The organism is Streptomyces tropicalis (assembly GCF_029269835.1).
Taxonomy (GTDB): domain Bacteria; phylum Actinomycetota; class Actinomycetes; order Streptomycetales; family Streptomycetaceae; genus Streptomyces; species Streptomyces tropicalis.
Genome location: NZ_JARJBB010000007.1, coordinates 157,175 through 173,356, shown reverse-complemented (window position 1 = coordinate 173,356; position 16,182 = coordinate 157,175). Strand labels below are relative to the sequence as shown.

At 67.5% G+C, this 16,182-nt stretch carries 17 protein-coding genes and 2 pseudogenes; 8 read left to right on the top strand and 11 right to left on the bottom strand.

The window, feature by feature from the left end; translation table 11 throughout:
- The first annotated feature begins 159 nt into the window (after nucleotides 1-159).
- Nucleotides 160-885, top strand: a complete 726-nt coding sequence (locus tag P3H78_RS16300) for a dienelactone hydrolase family protein (RefSeq protein ID WP_276109707.1) — start codon at nucleotides 160-162, stop codon at nucleotides 883-885.
- Between the two features lie 136 nt (nucleotides 886-1,021).
- Here the strand turns inward: P3H78_RS16300 and P3H78_RS16295 are convergent, their stop codons facing one another.
- Nucleotides 1,022-1,600 carry a GNAT family N-acetyltransferase gene (locus P3H78_RS16295; protein ID WP_276109706.1) on the bottom strand — a complete coding sequence of 193 codons (579 nt, stop codon included), beginning with the start codon at nucleotides 1,598-1,600 and terminating at the stop codon, nucleotides 1,022-1,024.
- 384 nt (nucleotides 1,601-1,984) lie between these two features.
- Here P3H78_RS16295 and P3H78_RS16290 point away from each other — a divergent pair.
- Nucleotides 1,985-2,930, top strand: a pseudogene (locus P3H78_RS16290) (ISAzo13 family transposase); the annotation flags it as partial.
- Nucleotides 2,931-3,075: 145 nt separating this feature from the next.
- Here the strand turns inward: P3H78_RS16290 and P3H78_RS16285 are convergent.
- Nucleotides 3,076-3,981, bottom strand: a complete 906-nt coding sequence (locus P3H78_RS16285; protein WP_276109705.1) for a helix-turn-helix transcriptional regulator — start codon at nucleotides 3,979-3,981, stop codon at nucleotides 3,076-3,078.
- 214 nt (nucleotides 3,982-4,195) lie between these two features.
- Between P3H78_RS16285 and P3H78_RS16280 the strand changes: the two genes are divergently transcribed.
- From P3H78_RS16280 to P3H78_RS16270, 3 genes and pseudogenes are all read left to right on the top strand, one after another.
- Nucleotides 4,196-5,173: an aldo/keto reductase gene (locus P3H78_RS16280; protein ID WP_276109704.1), complete on the top strand. Its 978-nt coding sequence runs from the start codon at nucleotides 4,196-4,198 to the stop codon at nucleotides 5,171-5,173.
- A 64-nt stretch (nucleotides 5,174-5,237) separates the two neighbouring features.
- Nucleotides 5,238-6,266 carry a zinc-binding dehydrogenase gene (locus P3H78_RS16275; protein WP_276109703.1) on the top strand — a complete coding sequence of 343 codons (1,029 nt, stop codon included), beginning with the start codon at nucleotides 5,238-5,240 and terminating at the stop codon, nucleotides 6,264-6,266.
- A gap of 62 nt (nucleotides 6,267-6,328) precedes the next feature.
- A pseudogene (locus P3H78_RS16270) lies at nucleotides 6,329-6,606 on the top strand (aldo/keto reductase); the annotation flags it as partial.
- 278 nt (nucleotides 6,607-6,884) lie between these two features.
- Here the strand turns inward: P3H78_RS16270 and P3H78_RS16265 are convergent.
- The 4 genes from P3H78_RS16265 to P3H78_RS16250 all read right to left on the bottom strand — a co-directional run bounded on the left by P3H78_RS16265 (nucleotide 6,885) and on the right by P3H78_RS16250 (nucleotide 9,633).
- Complete coding sequence (locus P3H78_RS16265; protein WP_276109702.1) at nucleotides 6,885-7,058, bottom strand: hypothetical protein; 174 nt, start codon at nucleotides 7,056-7,058, stop codon at nucleotides 6,885-6,887.
- A gap of 156 nt (nucleotides 7,059-7,214) precedes the next feature.
- The gene (locus tag P3H78_RS16260; protein WP_276109701.1) at nucleotides 7,215-7,643 is read right to left on the bottom strand and encodes a hypothetical protein; all 429 of its coding nucleotides are present in this window, start codon (nucleotides 7,641-7,643) and stop codon (nucleotides 7,215-7,217) included.
- A 188-nt stretch (nucleotides 7,644-7,831) separates the two neighbouring features.
- Nucleotides 7,832-8,836 (bottom strand): IS481 family transposase, encoded by a 1,005-nt coding sequence (locus tag P3H78_RS16255; RefSeq protein WP_276109700.1) that lies wholly within the window; start codon nucleotides 8,834-8,836, stop codon nucleotides 7,832-7,834.
- Entirely contained in the window at nucleotides 8,836-9,633 is a 798-nt protein-coding gene (locus P3H78_RS16250) for an alpha/beta fold hydrolase (RefSeq protein ID WP_276109699.1), read from the bottom strand. The genes P3H78_RS16255 and P3H78_RS16250 overlap by 1 nt, the downstream gene beginning before the upstream one ends.
- Nucleotides 9,634-9,669: 36 nt before the next feature.
- On the opposite strand from P3H78_RS16250, the gene P3H78_RS16245 reads away from it, so the two are divergent.
- Both P3H78_RS16245 and P3H78_RS16240 read left to right on the top strand, forming a co-directional pair.
- Complete coding sequence (locus tag P3H78_RS16245; protein WP_276109698.1) at nucleotides 9,670-10,290, top strand: TetR/AcrR family transcriptional regulator; 621 nt, start codon at nucleotides 9,670-9,672, stop codon at nucleotides 10,288-10,290.
- A 525-nt stretch (nucleotides 10,291-10,815) separates the two neighbouring features.
- Nucleotides 10,816-10,977 carry a hypothetical protein gene (locus tag P3H78_RS16240; protein WP_276109697.1) on the top strand — a complete coding sequence of 54 codons (162 nt, stop codon included), beginning with the start codon at nucleotides 10,816-10,818 and terminating at the stop codon, nucleotides 10,975-10,977.
- Nucleotides 10,978-11,485: 508 nt separating this feature from the next.
- On the opposite strand, the gene P3H78_RS16235 is transcribed toward P3H78_RS16240, so the two are convergent.
- From P3H78_RS16235 to P3H78_RS33415, 4 genes are all read right to left on the bottom strand, one after another.
- Nucleotides 11,486-11,731 (bottom strand): hypothetical protein, encoded by a 246-nt coding sequence (locus tag P3H78_RS16235; RefSeq protein ID WP_276109696.1) that lies wholly within the window; start codon nucleotides 11,729-11,731, stop codon nucleotides 11,486-11,488.
- A 144-nt stretch (nucleotides 11,732-11,875) separates the two neighbouring features.
- A complete protein-coding gene (locus tag P3H78_RS16230) occupies nucleotides 11,876-12,442 on the bottom strand; it encodes a hypothetical protein (protein ID WP_276109695.1) in 567 nt (188 codons plus the stop codon).
- Between the two features lie 169 nt (nucleotides 12,443-12,611).
- Nucleotides 12,612-13,247 carry a PASTA domain-containing protein gene (locus tag P3H78_RS16225; protein WP_276109694.1) on the bottom strand — a complete coding sequence of 212 codons (636 nt, stop codon included), beginning with the start codon at nucleotides 13,245-13,247 and terminating at the stop codon, nucleotides 12,612-12,614.
- Nucleotides 13,248-13,950: 703 nt separating this feature from the next.
- The gene (locus P3H78_RS33415) at nucleotides 13,951-14,448 is read right to left on the bottom strand and encodes a Tn3 family transposase (RefSeq protein WP_369015722.1); all 498 of its coding nucleotides are present in this window, start codon (nucleotides 14,446-14,448) and stop codon (nucleotides 13,951-13,953) included.
- A gap of 170 nt (nucleotides 14,449-14,618) precedes the next feature.
- On the opposite strand from P3H78_RS33415, the gene P3H78_RS16220 reads away from it, so the two are divergent.
- Complete coding sequence (locus P3H78_RS16220) at nucleotides 14,619-15,494, top strand: sensor domain-containing protein (protein ID WP_276109693.1); 876 nt, start codon at nucleotides 14,619-14,621, stop codon at nucleotides 15,492-15,494.
- A gap of 358 nt (nucleotides 15,495-15,852) precedes the next feature.
- Here the strand turns inward: P3H78_RS16220 and P3H78_RS16215 are convergent, their stop codons facing one another.
- Complete coding sequence (locus P3H78_RS16215) at nucleotides 15,853-16,035, bottom strand: hypothetical protein (RefSeq protein WP_276109692.1); 183 nt, start codon at nucleotides 16,033-16,035, stop codon at nucleotides 15,853-15,855.
- Between the last annotated feature and the right edge of the window lie 147 nt (nucleotides 16,036-16,182).

The window sequence follows — 16,182 nt, the reverse complement described above, 5'->3', positions numbered from 1 at the left end:
GGCGTCCGGTGCGCCCGCCCTTCGGGCGGAGGGCGGCTTGTTCGCAGGCTCTGAGCTGAACCGCTGACGGGGTGGTTCCGGAATGTGCCAGAGACCTGCCTTCTGCCAGCGGCAGAACACCGGCCCGACCGGGCTCGACGATCGCTACAGTCCAGGCTCATGACGACGGTTACGACGCGCACGATCGAATACGCGGCCGACGGCCTGACGATGTTCGGGCATCTCGCGCTCCCGGCCGGTGTCGATCGCCGGCCCGTGGTCTTGGTCGGGCCCGAGGGGGTGGGGCTCAGCGACGTCGAGCGCCGCCGGGCCGATGCGCTCGCCGAGCTGGGATACGTGGCGCTGGCCTTCGACCTCCACGGCGGGCGTTATATGGGTGACCCTGAGGAGATGTTGGCCCGTTGCATGCCGCTGCTCGCCGACCCCGACCGGATGCGAGGAATCGGCCACGCGGCGCTCGACGTGCTCCGCGCCGAGCCGCGGACCGACCCGGACCGGATCGCCGCCGTCGGCTACGGCACCGGGGGCGCAATCGCGCTGGAACTCGGGCGCGACGGCGTCGACCTGCGCGCGATCGCGACAGTCAACGGACTGACTACGGGCCGACCAAGCGAGACGGCGCGCATTCACTGCCCGGTGTGGGCCGGGGTCGGGTCGGAAGACCCGATCATGCCGCCCGCGCAACGGGACGCATTCATCGCCGAGATGCAGGCTGCGGGCGTCGACTGGCGCCTCGTGGTCTACGGCGGCGCCTTGCACGCCTTCCATCACCCACCGGTCGACCACATCGTGCTTCCCGGGGTTGGTTATCACCCTCAGCACGCTCAGCGAGCTTGGCGGGACGTCGTCGACCTGCTCGTCGAGTGCCTGCCCGTAGCGGACTGATCTGGGCAGCCTGGGGTTTGTATACAGGCTCTGAGAGGACGGTATGTAAGCCCTTGTCCGGCTCGCCGTTGTGTGTGGATGAGGCGCAGTGATCAGTTGGTGGGGTTAGCCGATACCGGGTGCCGAGCGACGGAACTCAGTGGGTGGGAACCGGCTCGGACGACGGCTGCCACTCCCGCCTGAGCAGCCCGTAGACCCACGAGTCGGAGACGTCGCCGTTGACGACGCAGTCCTCCCGCAACGTCCCTTCCCGCACGAAGCCGAGCTTCTCCAGCACGCGGGCAGAAGCCACATTGCGCGTATCGGCCTCGGCTTGGACGCGATTTAGGTCCAGCGTGTCGAACGCCCACCGCAGCAGAGCACGCGCGGCCTCGGTCGCGTAGCCGTGGCCCCACGCTGCATCGTCGTAGCAGTAGCCGAGCGACGCGCTGTGGTACTCCGGATTCCACCTGTTCAGGGTGCACCAGCCGATGAACGCCCCGTCGGAGACACGATCCACGACCAACCGTGCCCCGGTGCCTTCCTGTTCCATCTGCCGGCAAGCGGTGATGAACTTCTCGGCGCGCGAGCGTTCGGTCCACGGTGGTGAGTCCCAGTAACGCAGGATGTGGGCGCTGCTGTGCAGTGCGAAGAGGTTGTTCGCATCCGCGTCTTCGAAGGCACGCAGTCGAAGGCGAGCGGTGTGCAACGAGGGGGTAGGCAGCGACGCCCTCATGTTCCCTCCCTGGTCGGTGGCCGACCAATCAGACATCCGGTGCGGGTCACTCGCAACGGGTTTTCTCGGCGGGCTGAGAACGCCTGGCGGCGTACCCCTGCCCATTTGACCTGATGGCGAACGAGAGCATTCTTCTCCATGAGGTCCAACACCTTCGACAGATAGGACCGGGCATGGCCCGACATGCCCGGCTCTTCCGCCCCATCAGGCCGGTCCGTGCATCCCGTCCCCGCGACAAGAACACCCATCAGCCCAGCACAGGCAGTCCAACGCAACAGCCGTCCCCGCCCCATCCATACCCCCCGAATCAGCGATCACGAGCAACCCTAAGGGCTCGCAGAGAATCAAGGTGTTGCTTCCCCTGATGCGGCTCGTCGTTGTGGTATGAGCGTCTCCGACGAAGTTTGTGGTCAACTCACCGTCAGATTGGGGGTGTTGTTCTCACATCTGGATGAGCGACAGCGGCGGCTGATGATGGGGGCCGAGGCCCGGATCCTGGGACACGGTGGTATCCGGGCGGTCGCGCGGGCGGCCCAGGTCAGCGAGACGACGGTCCGCAAGGGCGGGGACTAGTTGGACGCCGGGCAGGAGCCTTCGGACCGGGTACGCAGGCCCGGTGGTGGTCGGAAGAAGGCCGCGGATCTCGATCCGGGTTTGCGGCCCGTGCTGCTGGCACTGGTGGAACCTGACGAGCGGGGTGCTCCGATGTCGCCGCTGCGTTGGACGGTGAAGTCGACCAGGAACCTCGCAGTCGAGCTCACCCGTCAGGGGCACACGGTGAGTGCGGACACGGTCGGGGACCTGCTGCGTGAGGAGGGCTTCAGCCTGCAGGCCGGCGCAATGACCCTTGAGGGCAAGCAGCACCCAGACCGTGACGCCCAGTTCCGTTACATCAACGAGCGAGCCAGACAGCACATGGGCGCCGGCCAGCCGGTGATCAGCGTGGACACGAAGAAGAAGGAACTCGTCGGCGACTACAAGAACGCGGGCCACCAGTGGCGGCCTGGCCAGGAGTCGGTGATGGTCAAGACGCATGATTTCCTGGACCGGCAGGGATCGGGCAAAGCGATCCCTTACGGCATCTATGGCATCGCCGCGAACACCGGTTGGGTCAGTGTCGGCACCGATCACGACACCGCCGCGTTCGCCGTCGCCTCCATCCGCCGCTGGTGGCAGGCCCGGGGCCGGCACGACTGCCCGGTTGCCACCCGTTTGCTGATCACTGCGGACGCAGGCGGGTCCAACGGCTACCGCACCCGCACCTGGAAGACCGAACTCGCCGCCTTGGCCGCCGAGATGGGATTGGACATCACGGTCTGCCACATGCCGCTCGCTCACAAGCAGTTCCTCCGCGGGCTCACGTCGATGGCACAGTCGCTCTCACGAACGTGGCATTTCCGCGCCGTCCTCGAGCGTGGATCTTCCCGCGTGGGGCCGTGTGGGCAGCCGACGCAGGCCGCATCGCCCGTAGTGGGTTACGACTCCTCACCAGTGGACTGGGTGGCCGCGGAACGTTCGGTGAGCCTGGGCGCGGTCATGTCGAGCAGGAGCAGGGCGTCGTGGTTGGGGCTGCCGGGTTCGGCGGTGTAGACGCCGATGCGTTGACCGGGAGTTCCTTCGACGTGCAGTGATTGCGAGGTAAGGGTGAGCGTTCCGACCTGCGGGTGCTGGAAGACCTTCTGGGCAGGCTTGCGGCGGGTGACTTCGTAGCGCTCCCACAGGCCCGCGAAGTCCGGGCTCTTGAGGAGGAGTTCGCCGACGAGGTTGGTGAGGTCGGGCGCGTCGGGGGCAGTGCCGGCGACGGCGCGCAGCCGGGCGACGCAGCCGGTGACCTGGCGGTCCCAGTCCGGGAACAGATCACGCGCGGCCGGGTGGAGGAAGAGGTAGCGGGCGAGGTTGCGGTGCTTGGCCGGCCAGTCGTCCAGTCCCGCGTACAGGGCCAGGCCGCCGGGGTTCCAGGCGAGTAGGTCCATGCTGCGGCTGATCACGTAGGCGGGGTTCGGGCGCAGCGATTCCAGCAGCAGCTTCAGGTGGGGGCGCACGGTGCGGCTGGGCGCAGGCGGTGGTTCGGACACGTAGCGGGCAGCGCGGGCGGCGAGCTCGCGAAGGTGCTGGTGTTCCTGGTCGTCCATGTGCAGGGCGCGGGCGAGCGAGTCGAGGACGGCGGGGCGGGGGCGTGTCTCCTTGCCGCGCTCCAGGCGCACGTAGTAGTCAATGCTGATGCCGGCGAGGGTGGCCAGCTCCTCGCGGCGCAGACCGGGGGTGCGGCGGAGACCGGCGCCGACGGTAAGGCCGACATGCTCGGGGCTGGTCTGGGTGCGGCGGGCGCGCAGGTAGCGGCCCAGCTCGGCGCCCTCGCTGTGCGCGCTCGTCGATGCCATGACTCCAGTCTCACCCACTGGGTACCCGCGCCGCGGCCGGGAGGGTGGCCCTGTCATTACCCCCGAAGAGCCCGCCCTGCCACGCCGGAGCGATCCGGGCGAAGGTGAATGAGGAAGACGCCGGTCTGTCCCGCCGCCCGGGCTCCAGCCGGCACGACCTGCTGGGCCGGGCAAAAGAGGGACCGGGCCACACCATGGATCGGAAGAGGGCGAGATGCGGTACATCAAGCTGCGTGACCTGGAGGTTTCCCGGATCGGGCTGGGCGCGATGGGCATGTCCCACGGCTACACCGGCTCGGGCACCGATGACGCGGAATCGATCAGGACCGTGCACCGAGCACTGGAGCTGGGCGTCACGCTCATCGACACCGCCGAGATCTACGGCCCCTACATCAACGAGGACCTGCTCGGACGGGCGCTGAAGGGCCGCCGGGACAAGGTGGTGCTGGCCACCAAGTTCGGCCTGGTCTCCCACGGCGGCGACGGTGCGTGGAACCTGGACTCCAGCCCGGCCAACATTCGCACGGCCGTCGAGGGCTCCCTGAAGCGGCTGGGCACCGACCGCATCGACCTGTACTACCAGCACCGCGTCGACCCGAACACGCCGATCGAGGAGACCGCCGGCGCCGTGGGCGAGCTGATCGCCGAGGGCAAGGTCCGCGCCTTCGGCCTCTCCGAGGCCGGCCCCGACACCATCCGCCGCGCCGATGCCGTTCAGCCCGTCACCGCGGTCCAGTCCGAATACTCCCTGTGGACCCGCGGCATCGAGGAGCGCGTTCTGCCCGCCCTGCGGGAGCTGAACATCGGCCTCGTCCCGTTCTCCCCGCTCGGGCGCGGCTTCCTCACCGGCGCCATCCGCTCCACCACCCAGTTCGACGAAGACGACTTCCGCCGCAGCAACCCGCGCTTCACCGGCGAGAACTTCCAGCGCAACCTCGCGCTCGCCGACGAGGTCAAGGCCCTGGCCACCGAGGTCGGAGCCACACCGGCGCAGGTCGCACTCGCCTGGCTGCTCGCCCAGGGCGACGACATCGCCCCGATCCCCGGCACCAAGCGCGTCAGCCGAGTCGAGGAGAACACCTCTGCCGACACAGTCACGCTGACCGCCGAGCAACTCGACAAGCTCAGCAGCCTGCCGCCCGCCGCCGGCGACACCCACACCGCGGCCCAAGCGCAGATGCTCGAACGCTGATCCCGCCCCGGCTCCCGCGCTACGCGTGGCGCCACCTCGTCCCTCGTTTGGAGTCACACCTTTCATGCGTGCAGCAGTGATGTATGAAGCCGGCGACGTCCGCGTCGAGGACCGGCCCGACCCGAAGATCGTGAACCCCGCCGACGCTGTGGTCCGCGTCGTCGCCGCCTGCGTGTGCGGCAGCGACCTGTGGCCCTACCAGTCGATGCCGGCCGCAGCCACCGGCCGCCCCATGGGCCACGAGTTTCTCGGCGTCGTCGAGGAGACCGGCGCCGACGTCACCGGCCTGAGAGCCGGTGACCTGGTCGTTGCCCCGTTCACCTACAGCGACAACACCTGCGAGTACTGCGCCAAGGGCCTGCACATCTCGTGTCACAACGGCGGCCGGTACGGCTTCGACGGCGTCGATGGCGGACAGGGCGAAGCGGTCCGAGTCCCGTACGCCGACGGCACCCTGGTCAAACTCCCAGTGGCCCCCGACTCCGCGCTGCTTCCGCCGTTGCTTGCGCTGTCGGACGTGATGACCACCGGCCATCACGGCGCGGTCACCGCCGGGGTGGGCCGCGGCGATGCGGTGCTCGTCGTCGGGGACGGCGCGGTCGGCCTGTGCGCGGTGATCGCCGCCAAGAGGTTCGGCGCCGAGCAGATCGTCCTCGCCGGCCGCCACGAAGCCCGCACCAGTCTGGGCCGCGAGTTCGGCGCCACCGACGTGGTTGCCGAGCGCGGCGAGGAGGGCATCACTCGCATCCGCGACCTGACCGGCGGCGTGGACAAGGCCATCGAGGCCGTCGGCACCCGCCAGGCCCTCGACACCGCCCTCGGTGCGGTCCTGGACGGCGGCACCATCAGCCGCCTCGGCGTCCCCCAGTACGAACTGGGGCCGATCGGGCCGGCCGAGTTCATGCGCAACATCACCCTGACCGGCGGCGCCAGTCCAGCCCGCGCCTACATCCCGGAACTTCTGCCCGACGTCCTGGACGGCACCATCACTCCCGGCCGCGTCTTCGACCAGACCTTCCCTCTCGACCGGACGCCGGACGCCTACCGGGCCATGGCCGACCGTCAAGTCCTCAAGGCCCTCATCCGCCCCTGACCACCCGCCCCCACCCGCCAGCGGAAGGCCTTTCGTACCGTCACCCTCACAACGGCGTCGAAATGCCGATCATCGGCGTTCACCAGATCCCCGCCGAGGACGCGGCGCCGTCTCCGAGGCCCTGGCCGCCGGCTACCGCCTGCTGGACACCGCCGCCTACAGCAACGAAGAGGCCGTCGGCCGAGCCATCAAGTCCAGCGGCTCGTCACCACCAAGCCGGGGTCCAGGACGCGCCCAGGACAACACCAATCACGCGTTCGAGACGTCCCGGAACAAGCTGGGCCTGGACTACCGCGACCTGTACCTGATGCACCAGCCCCTCGGCGACGCCTACAGCCGGTGACGCGCCATGGAAGCGGTCAACCGCGCGCGGCCAAGGCGATCGGCGTGTCGTCGCCGGGCACCGCCAGCGTCGTGCCCGGTGGACCGGGCGGTGCGGGCGGCAGATGGCAGGGCTGGTTCGCCGCGTCGCGGACCAGCTTCTTGACGCAGTCGGGCCCCGGGTGCCCGTGGTGCCAGAGGAGTTGTGCCCGTTGGTACGGTGGCAGTTCCTGGATGTGACCATGAGCGGATCGTGGCGCAGGGCGCTGACAATCCCCAGACTCTATCGGTGACAGGTCATCGGGTGACGATCGGAGTGATGACGGCGGCCAGAACCGCCATGCAGGTCAGGCCGACGAGCAGGGGATCGCGCGCTGCCGGATGACGGTACGACAGGTAGGCCAGGGCACCGGAGACGGTGGTGCCGACCAGTACCAGCAGCACGATGACGAGCAGGACGAGCGTAGGCATGGCAGCCCCATGGGTCGGCATGCGCGCCTGGCATGCGTGAAGTATGGACGGATCCCGCCCCGTGGGCGACAGGGCGGTGACCCGGCGGGGTTCGGAGAGTGGCGGAGCACTGGGTTAGCCCCACAAGTCCCCTCCGTAGTGCGCGAGTCCCGCGCGTTAATGGGGTGCTGCTGTTCGGGCTGATTCGTGTCGCAGGGAGACGCGGCGGGCCTGTTCAGCGGCGAGTCGCCTGGTCTTGCGGCGGACTCGGTCGCCGAGGGCCTTCGCGTCGGTGGCGCCGACCGTGGCCGCGGCCTCCGCCCACGTGGTGCCCTCGCCGAGGGCCAGGGCAAATACCACCTGGCGCTCGTCCTCGCTCAGGGCACGCAGGATGCCGTTGAGACGCTCGTCCTCGAATACGCCCCCTACTGTGTAGGACAGATAGTCGACGTCGACGGCGAGCAGGTCGTGCAGCGACAGCCCGTCGCTGAGGTCTGCGTCCAGGGAGAGGACCCGCCCGTGCCGGGTTCGCCGTCGCCACACGGGCACCAGCTGCCGGTGGACGGTGCGGGCCTCCGCCTTGAGCTGGCCGAGCGCAGAATCCACCGTCTGCGACATAGGCTCCAGCCATGTGCTGAGCAGGGCGGTGGACACGGCCTCTCGCCACCGCTGGCTCCGCGGAAGCATGAGGACACCGGCGGCGAATCGGTCGACGGCGTCGGAAACCTCTTTCTGGCTCGGCAGTTGGAGGCTGAGGCGTGCCCTCGGCACACCGCTGACTGCTCCATAGACCTCTAGGTGTATGAGGCCAGGACATTGGTGACGGTCTGCCCGAGTGTTGCTGCGGGTGGTTGTCCGCCGAGGGCGGTGTGGGGCCGGTGGTAGTTGTAGTGGATGTTCCAAACCGCCAGCGCCTGGGCTCGCTGTGTTTCGGAGGTCCAGGTGCGCGCGTACAGGAACTCTTCTGCCAGAATCCGGTTGTACCGTTCCACTTTCCCGTTGTGCCGGGGCGTGTACGGTCGGATCCGTTGGTGCCGTGAGCCGAGTAGGGCGCGGGTGAACGCGTCGGCCCGGTAGCAGGCACCATTGTCGGTGACGAGCCGTTCGATGCGGGTGATGCCGTGTACGGCAAACCACGCCCTGGCTCGGTGCAGGAACGCGATCGCCGTCGAGGCTTTCTCATCCGGCAAGGGCTCGGTGTAGGCGAGGCGGGTGTGCCCGTCGGTCGCGGAGTGCAGGTACACGTACCCTCCACGGCCGGTCTTCTTCTTGTTCCGGCTGACTGCCCGGGAGTGGTCGCTGTCTCGGCCGTGGGCTCGCCATCCGCCGCCGTCAGGTATCCGTCCGACCTTCTTCACGTCGATGTGCACCATGTGTCCCGGCCGGCGAGCGGTGATTGTGCGTGGTTTCCGCGTGGTGTGGCCGTCGGGGTCGATGAATCGTCGTCTACTCAGACCGAGATGGGAGAGGTGCCGGGTGACGGTGCGACGGCTCACGGCGTGCCCGGTTTGGCTGAGTTCGAAGGCGATACGTCCTGCGGACCACTTGTGGTTTCGGCGCATCTGCTCGATCCGCTCCACTACCTCGCCCGGTGTGGCTGTGGGTTGACGGTGGGGTGTGGAGGACCGGTCGTGCAGGCCGAGCTCGCCATGACGACGGTACCGGTTGACCCACTTGGACGCGCATGCCCTGGAGATGCCCATCTCCGCAGCAACGTGGGCGATCGGACGTGACATGCATCGCTCGACGAGTCGCCTGCGGCCCTCAATGGAGAGAGGTGCGTTGGCGTGGGTGCCCATCAGATGGCGGCGAGGTTGTTGAGCAGGTGGCCAAGCTCTGCCGGCGCCTGAATGTGGGCCAGGTGGCCCTGGCCGGGGAGTTCGTGGACTCCGGCGTGAGCGACGTGCTGCTGCACGTGGTCGAACGACGTTCCGTAGGGGGCTGTTCCGCGGTTGCACTGGCCGATGATCAGGTCGACTTGATCTGCCTGTCGCGCCATCACATCCGGAGGCGGCGCCGCGTTGAGCGCGCCGAGTTCGGCGTACAGCGGTCCACTCAAGCGACGCAAGATCGCCCAACCGTAATGATCGGCCCGAAGATCCTCGACATGCGCAGCGGAGAAGCCGGAGATCTGCCGATTGACGATCTCGACGCAGCGATCCCAGTCTGCAGTCTCCTCTGCCATCTTCAGGTCCGGCAGTGCATGGCGTCCGAATGGCTGCATCACCGGCTCGTAGGCGATCACCTGGGGAATCGGGCGATCATTGGCGGCCAGCAAGGTGATCAAGCCGCCGTAGCTCCAGCCGAAGAGAGCCCTCGTGCTGTCGAACTCGTCAAGGACCACGCCGAGGTCCTCAACCTCTGTCTGCAGTGAGTACGAGTTGGTCAACGGCCCCGAGGAAGCACGTCCCCGACGGTTTACGACTACCACTGAGGGCCAGGCGTCGATGGTGCCCGCAACACGGCGCCACGTATGCGCATCACTCATCACCCCCGGAACGACGACGACGCTCGGGGCATCCGGCTCGCCGTACACATCGACCGTGACCCAGCTGTCCCCGCCGACCGACAGCTTCTTCTGAATCGTTCGCTCCATAAATCTATTATGGAGCGAACGATCTACAATGCAAGCGTGACCGAACGCAACCGTGGACGACCACGAGCCTTCGACCGCGACCGTGCGGTCCTTGACGCCGCTCGCCTCTTCTGGCGACGCGGCTACTCCGGCACCTCGACCCGCACCCTGACCGCGGCCCTCGGGCTTTCCACCTCTAGCCTCTACGCCGCCTTCGGCAGCAAGGCCGGACTGTTCGAGGAAGCGGTGCGGACCTACGCCGAGCGTTACCGCGAGATCTACCAGCAGGCTGTCGGCGAGAAGGACATCCAGACGGTCATCGAACGCATCCTCACCGACTCGGTCCACGAGTTCACCCAGCCAAGCGACACGCATCCCGGATGTCTCATCAGCAGCGCCGTGATGACCGACAGCACGAGCACGCTCGATACCAGCGCCTACGTCGCTGAACTGCACAGCTCGAACGAGCAGGCCCTCCTCGTGCGCATCGAACGAGCGATCCAGGACGGGGAACTAGCCGCGGGCACCAACGCAGCGGTCCTGACCGGGCTCATCCAATCCATCTGGCACGGATTGTCAGTGCGATCCAACGTCGACACAGCTCGCGAGGGCCTGCTCGCGACGGCACAACTTGCTCACCAGCTGATCTGCCAACAACTCACGTCATCAACGTCCTGACCCGCAACAGCTGTCGTGCAGCAGTTCCTTCATATCGGAGGTGCGGTGTGGGATCAGCATGACCGCCCGACCACCCACCTGCGCGGGCACCGGTGAGACCGAGCAGTGATTATCAGCAATCTGCTCGCTCACCGCTCACCCGCGCAAGGACTCGTTCGGTGAACGCAAGTTCGTCCCGCTCGGCCCGCACCTCCGCCAGCTGTTTGGCCCACTGTTCTCCGAGCTCATCCAGATCCGCGCGCCGCGCGTGATCCGTTCCAGCAGCTCGGGATCCATGCATCGGATCGTAAATGGCCGTTCCCTGGCGAGTAGAAACCAGCCAACCGCCCGGCTCTGTCAGACGATCTACTCCGAAGACAACCGCTCACAGCCAGCGTGAGCACTTCCAGAGCCGGTCACACCAGACCTCTGACCTGCTTCTTCAGGTTGATGGAGGCTTACTTATTGAGCCCGTACAGCGGCTCCGCGCGTGCCGGGGGGCCCGCGACGGAACGCTGTTCCCGGTACATGCCGAAGGAGTCCGCCTTGGCGGCCGCGCTGGAAGACCTGCACTGGTCCAACCGTGAAGCACGCCATCATGGCCGCTCTGGTCGTATCTCCCAATTCCTTTGGAGTATGGAGGGCTTCGTCGATCTCGAGACTCGTGACGTGGCATTCATGAGCACTCCGCACTGCTGCTTCCTGTGATCGGAAGACGCTGAGGGTGATGCTGTCCGGCATCGCCCTTCTTGGTGTGCCTGCTGCGTGAGCCACGTTCCCGGCGCTGCCCGTTCCTCCCTCAGGCAGTGGCGCTCCGGGCGCGCTTGCAGGCAAGGTCCCTTTCCTTCGCCTCTGCCAGGAGTGCCTTGAGCACGTGTCGTTTCCCCGTGCCCTCGAATGTCCCTCGATCTGTCGCGCTACCCAACGTGCTGTGTGGTCCTCGATATCACCCGCCGCAGCGGCGACGTTCACGGTTGTCAGGTCCTGCCTCGCGACTGGGTGGTCGACCGTGATCTTTTGCGGAAACGGCCTATAGCAGCAAACTCCCCTTCGATCATGCCGCGGCGGCGACGCCCTCTACTGGTGTTGGGGATGATTGATTTTGTGGGCGGGTTCGTGGCGGGTGCGGACGCCGAGTTTGGCCAGGACCGCACCCAGTGTCCCAGTGTCTCCGCCGGTGATCACTCGCCGGTGTTCGCGCAGGCTGCGCGTGCGGCTACGTGTTCGCGCCCTCCCGCAGCGTCACGTAATCGGCGGCAATGCTCTGGCAGTCCATCTTCGGCGTCCCGGCCGGGATGGACTGATTGAGGTGGATGAGGGCGCTGTACTCGGACTCGTCGTTCACGCCGTGTTCCTGGAGCAGCCGCACCATGGCCGTCGCGATGGGGACCATCTGCTCGTCAGTCTGCGTGCACTTCGGCTTCAGCTCGTCCAGGATGCTCTGAATAGTTGCTGGGCGCACGCTTGTTGCTGTCGAGGTCAGCCAGATGCTGGGCCGGAGTCTTCGCAGGCGTCGGCGTTGGACTGCTGCTGGAGCAGCCGGCGAGCAGCAGGGCGGTGAGCGCGGTGGCCGCACCCACTGCTGCCGTGGAGATGTTGCGCATGATCAGCTCCCGTTGGCGATCTTCTCGGCGTCCTTGTCTGCCTTCGCGAGCGCTGCGAGGCAGTCGGCCGCGTCCTTCCGAGTCGTCGCATTAGGGGCGTCCATGTGGGTGCCGTCCATGGCGTACTGGGTAATCCGCGAGTCGGCCTCGCTGTTGTCGGTGCGCCACTGCTCCAGCAGGTCCATCGGCTCGTTGGCGTCCGTGAAAGAGGAGTCCGCCTTCGTGAAGGCGTTCTGCTGCATGTCCAGGCCGACGATGGCTTTCTGGTACCAGGCCGTGTACTGCAGCGCCCCGGTCACCTTGATGCCCTCGGCGAGGAAGTCCCGGAAGTCCTGGTCTTCCTTCTCCAGGACCGCGGCGGCCTCCTTCTGAGCCTGCGCGGTCGGGAGCTTCTTCGCTGGCGCGCCGGTGGCGCTGGTCTTCTTCGCGGCTCCGGTCTGGCTGGGCTTCGTCGGGCTGCTGGCGGTGGTGTGCGATGCCGGCTTGTTGTTGCTGGGTGTGCTGCTGGAGCAGGCGGCGAGGCCAGCGAGCAGGACGGCTGTGCCGGCGGTGGTGAGGGTGCGTCTCATGCGAGCGATGCTGGACGCCGGGTGGGATCTATGTGAGTAATGTGGTGGAATTGTGACGGGGTGTTCGGGTGTTCGCACGGGATGAAGGGGCCCCTATCCGGCTGCGAATTGGGGCCCCTATGGCGGCATGAGCACGTCATGCCGGCGCGGAGCTCGGCCGTCTCCCTGTCTACGGGCAGCTCTCGCCGTACTTGACGGCGTTCAGCGTTACCGGCTGCCCGTTCACCTTCGTGCCCGCAGAGGGAGTCTGGCTGCACACCTGCCAGTTCGACTCGATGAGGACCAGGCGGCCCGTGCCGGACGCGTCGTTGACGGTGATCGAGGTGCCGGAGTCTAGGGCAGCGCGGGCGGCCCTCACGCTCTTGCCGTGGAAGTCCGGCATGCTGCCCCCCGCGGCGGACGGCGCGGCCTGATCGTGGGCTGGGCAGGACTCGGCGAGCTTCACCGCGCCGAAGTCGAGCTGGACGTCAGTGCTCGCGGACGTGCCGGCCTTCGGACTCTGGGTGCAGACCTTCCAGTCGCGGTCGAGGATCTGCATGCGGTCGCGCCCGAGGGAGTCGTGAGAGGTGAGGTTGTAGAAGTTGGCTTCCTGGGCGGCGTCCTGGGCGGATTGGAGGCCCATGCCGACGAAGTTCGGGACCGTCTTCTTGGCGGTGCTGCCGTTGCTGTTGTCACCTGCGCTGCTGCTGCTGCTGCTGGCGGCGGCGCTGCTGCCGCTGTTCCCGGTGGTCTGGGTGGGCTGGCAGGCGGTGGCGAGGGCGAGGGTGATGATGGCTGCGGTGCAGGCGAGTGTTTTGCGGTTCATGATCCCCCCATGGTTGTTTCGTGAGGGGCGAGCGTACGGGGCTTGTGGGCGGGCGCGTGGTCCGCGTGACGGGGTTGTGACCGGAACGAGTGAGGCCGGGCATGAGTGAAGGCCCGTCCCCGGTCGAAAGCGGGCCCTTGGCGCGCGGCGCGTCAGGTGCGGAGGTCGGCGATGAAGACGCAGCGCCGGCGCTCGGTGCGGATCGTGGCGGTGCCGGTGTTCGCGGCGGCGCTGGGGCGGACCGTCGGGGACCAGCTCATGGGGCTGCGCGGTCGCGACAGCCGTCTGGACGAAGCTCGCGGCGGTCACGGCCAGCTCGCCCGTCAGGAACGATGCCAGGTCGTGCCCAGCGTCCTCATGCGGCTCGTACGCATCATCCGATGCCAGGAGGAGCCTGCACCGCTCCGGGCCCCGGCGATGCCTCCATCATCATCGAGGAGGCAGTAAACGAGGCGGAGTTGACGCAACGGTCAGAGGCGTCGAGGACGGCAAAATGGATTCATTCGTAGCTGCGGCAGCGAACCATCGCGCCGCCATGTAGTCGAACGACTGGAGGTGCTCGCAGCGGACACGGTTCCTGGCAGAGCGGTTGTACTCGGTGAGTAACACCCTATATTGCCTGACCGGCCACCCCTGGATGGAAGCTCGTATGGCCAGGGGGATCTGACCTGGGGTTTCGCTGCTGCAGGCTGCGGCTCACCTGTCACTGTCGGTCGCCTTTGGCCGACCTCGGGGACCTTCGGACAGCCCAGAGACACTCGCCGTCGACGGCGGCAGAGAGGCAGACAGCCGGCCGGTACCGCAAGGACACATCGGTGGAGCTCCCGGTCGCCCAGCACCTCCAAGGACTCGAAAGCCGCTGGCCATGCTTGCAAACAGGTACGGGCAGTCGCTCAGCCTCCGTCGTCGGTGTCATCCTCGATGGCATCCAGGTCCTGGAAGGGGCGCAGCCCGTGACCCGGGTCCGCATGTTGAACAGGTAGCGGCCCAGGAAGTTGATGTGCCTGTCCTTGAGCAGGGAGATGCGGGCCACGTCCTCGTCCTTGATGTCGTGGCCCTCGGCGTGGAGGTGGGCGACGGCGGCGCCCAGGTGTGCCTGGCGGATCTGGCCCCGGCCGCCGTGGCAGATTGCGTGAGCCCAGGCCGAACTCGTCGCCGGAACCCGCAGATTCTTCCACCGCCGACAACGCCAGCCCCACATCGTGCGCGGATACTCCGCCGGCCAGCACGCCCGCCACACCTCGACGCGTGGACCCCACGAGATTCTGATCAACATGGGGAGCTTGTCATGACCGTCTTCAGTGGGGGAGACCGTTCTCCTCACGAGATTGGGGCGAGCGAGGCTCGAATGGGCAGTGGGAGACTGGCGCGGTGCTGGCACCGAACACCCGGAAAAAACAACGCGGGGCGCCGACCGGAGTGGTCGCCGCGCTGACAGGCCTGCGGGCCCACGGGACGGGGCCACTGCGCGGCGTGGTACTCGCGGCGCTGGGGCTGGTGGGGCTGCTGGTCCTGCTGCCGGCCGCGGTCGCGGCCAGCGTGGGCGCGGTGGGCGCGCTGGACCTGTGCCGGCGGCTGCCGCGGTTGCGGCGCGAGTTGGCCGGGCGGTGGTCGGAGGTGCCCGTTGGTGATCCCTACCTTCCCGAGTCACCGGAGCCCCGCCCGCGTGACAGTGGGCTGTACCGCGACGGCAGGCATCTGTACGCCTCGTACGGCGCGGTGTTGCGCCGGAGGCGGGTGCGGCAGCTGCGGCGGGATCCGGCGACGAGACGGGACCTGGCCTTCCTGCTGTTCGACCCATTCGTCGGGGTTCCGGTGGCGTCGCTGCCGCTGGGGTTGGTGGCCGGCGGTCTGTATGCGATGGTCGCGGGTCTGTGCCGGGCGGTAGGCGGTGTCGGCCTGCCGGGGACGGTGTGGGCCGGTGCAGCGGTGGTGGGCGGGGCTGGGCTGGTGTCGCTTGTGACGGGGCTGACGGTCGGGCCGCTGGTGCTGTGTGTGCACGGGTGCTGGACGCGGCTGCTGCTGGGCCGCCAGGACGCGCCGGTGGTGGTGTGCGACGGGGGAGCGATGGGCAGGCGTCTGCGGATGCTGGGTGCCGGGGCTCTGCTGTCGCTGCTGTCGTTAGTAGGCGTGGTGCTGGCCGCCGTACAGCTGGTGGCGCTGGTGGTCGGGGTGTGCACCGGGCTGGTGCTGCTCTTCCCGAAGGCCGTGGGTTTTGCCCAAAGGCCCATCTGCAAGCCGCGTTGATCCTGAAGTTCTCCGCTGCGAAGCTCCCGGAGCTGGGTGAGCTGCTCAAGCCGGCCAGCCCTCTCCTGGAGCCCGACGCCAACGGTGAACTGCCGCAGCAACAGTCGAAGAGCCCCGCGTTGTGACTGTCAGGCACCGACGGCCGTCAGTACAAATTTTGATCTCTTCTTGACCTTGATCGCTGTCATGATGCGAAGGCGCAAGAGGGGAGGGGATCAAGCATGGGGAACGGATACGGCACCTGCACGTGGTGCAAATACGGCAACCACCAGCAGTGCGATCAGACCAACGCTGGATGCGACTGCCAGGACCGGGGGCATCGCTGAGCAACGGCCTGACGCTCTGTGTCAGCGGAGCGTCAGGTGCTGAAGAGGCGGGAGTCGTCGTAGTGGGCCTGGGCGGTCTCCCGGGCCTCCTCGTGGTCGCCACCTTGCATCAGGCAGCGCTCGTACGCCCTGACGGCGTCGGCGAAGTCCACCAGCTCTCCGGCGGTGATCGTCAGAAGAGCCTCGGAGGGCTCGCTCTCGCGGGGATCCGTCATCGTTGCCAGGTCCGCGTACAGGGCAGAGAGGTTGACGCTGTGGACGCTATGCGGGTCTCCGTGAGGTGTTCTGACGGCTGTCACGAAAGATCACGGTTCCGTCATGTGTGTAGATTCCAAGCATGTCTCGTGGTTAACCTGTGCGGC

Coding starts and splice junctions, on each gene's coding strand:
- P3H78_RS16300 (WP_276109707.1), top strand. CDS start 160: ATGACGACGGTTACGACGCGCACGATCGAATACGCGGCCGACGGCCTG.
- P3H78_RS16255 (WP_276109700.1), bottom strand. CDS start 8,836: ATGGGCACCCACGCCAACGCACCTCTCTCCATTGAGGGCCGCAGGCGA.
- P3H78_RS16225 (WP_276109694.1), bottom strand. CDS start 13,247: ATGAACCGCAAAACACTCGCCTGCACCGCAGCCATCATCACCCTCGCC.
- P3H78_RS16265 (WP_276109702.1), bottom strand. CDS start 7,058: ATGCCTACGCTCGTCCTGCTCGTCATCGTGCTGCTGGTACTGGTCGGC.
- P3H78_RS16250 (WP_276109699.1), bottom strand. CDS start 9,633: ATGGAGCGAACGATTCAGAAGAAGCTGTCGGTCGGCGGGGACAGCTGG.
- P3H78_RS33415 (WP_369015722.1), bottom strand. CDS start 14,448: ATGTGGGGCTGGCGTTGTCGGCGGTGGAAGAATCTGCGGGTTCCGGCG.
- P3H78_RS16230 (WP_276109695.1), bottom strand. CDS start 12,442: ATGAGACGCACCCTCACCACCGCCGGCACAGCCGTCCTGCTCGCTGGC.
- P3H78_RS16280 (WP_276109704.1), top strand. CDS start 4,196: ATGCGGTACATCAAGCTGCGTGACCTGGAGGTTTCCCGGATCGGGCTG.
- P3H78_RS16215 (WP_276109692.1), bottom strand. CDS start 16,035: ATGACGGATCCCCGCGAGAGCGAGCCCTCCGAGGCTCTTCTGACGATC.
- P3H78_RS16295 (WP_276109706.1), bottom strand. CDS start 1,600: ATGAGGGCGTCGCTGCCTACCCCCTCGTTGCACACCGCTCGCCTTCGA.
- P3H78_RS16275 (WP_276109703.1), top strand. CDS start 5,238: ATGCGTGCAGCAGTGATGTATGAAGCCGGCGACGTCCGCGTCGAGGAC.
- P3H78_RS16285 (WP_276109705.1), bottom strand. CDS start 3,981: ATGGCATCGACGAGCGCGCACAGCGAGGGCGCCGAGCTGGGCCGCTAC.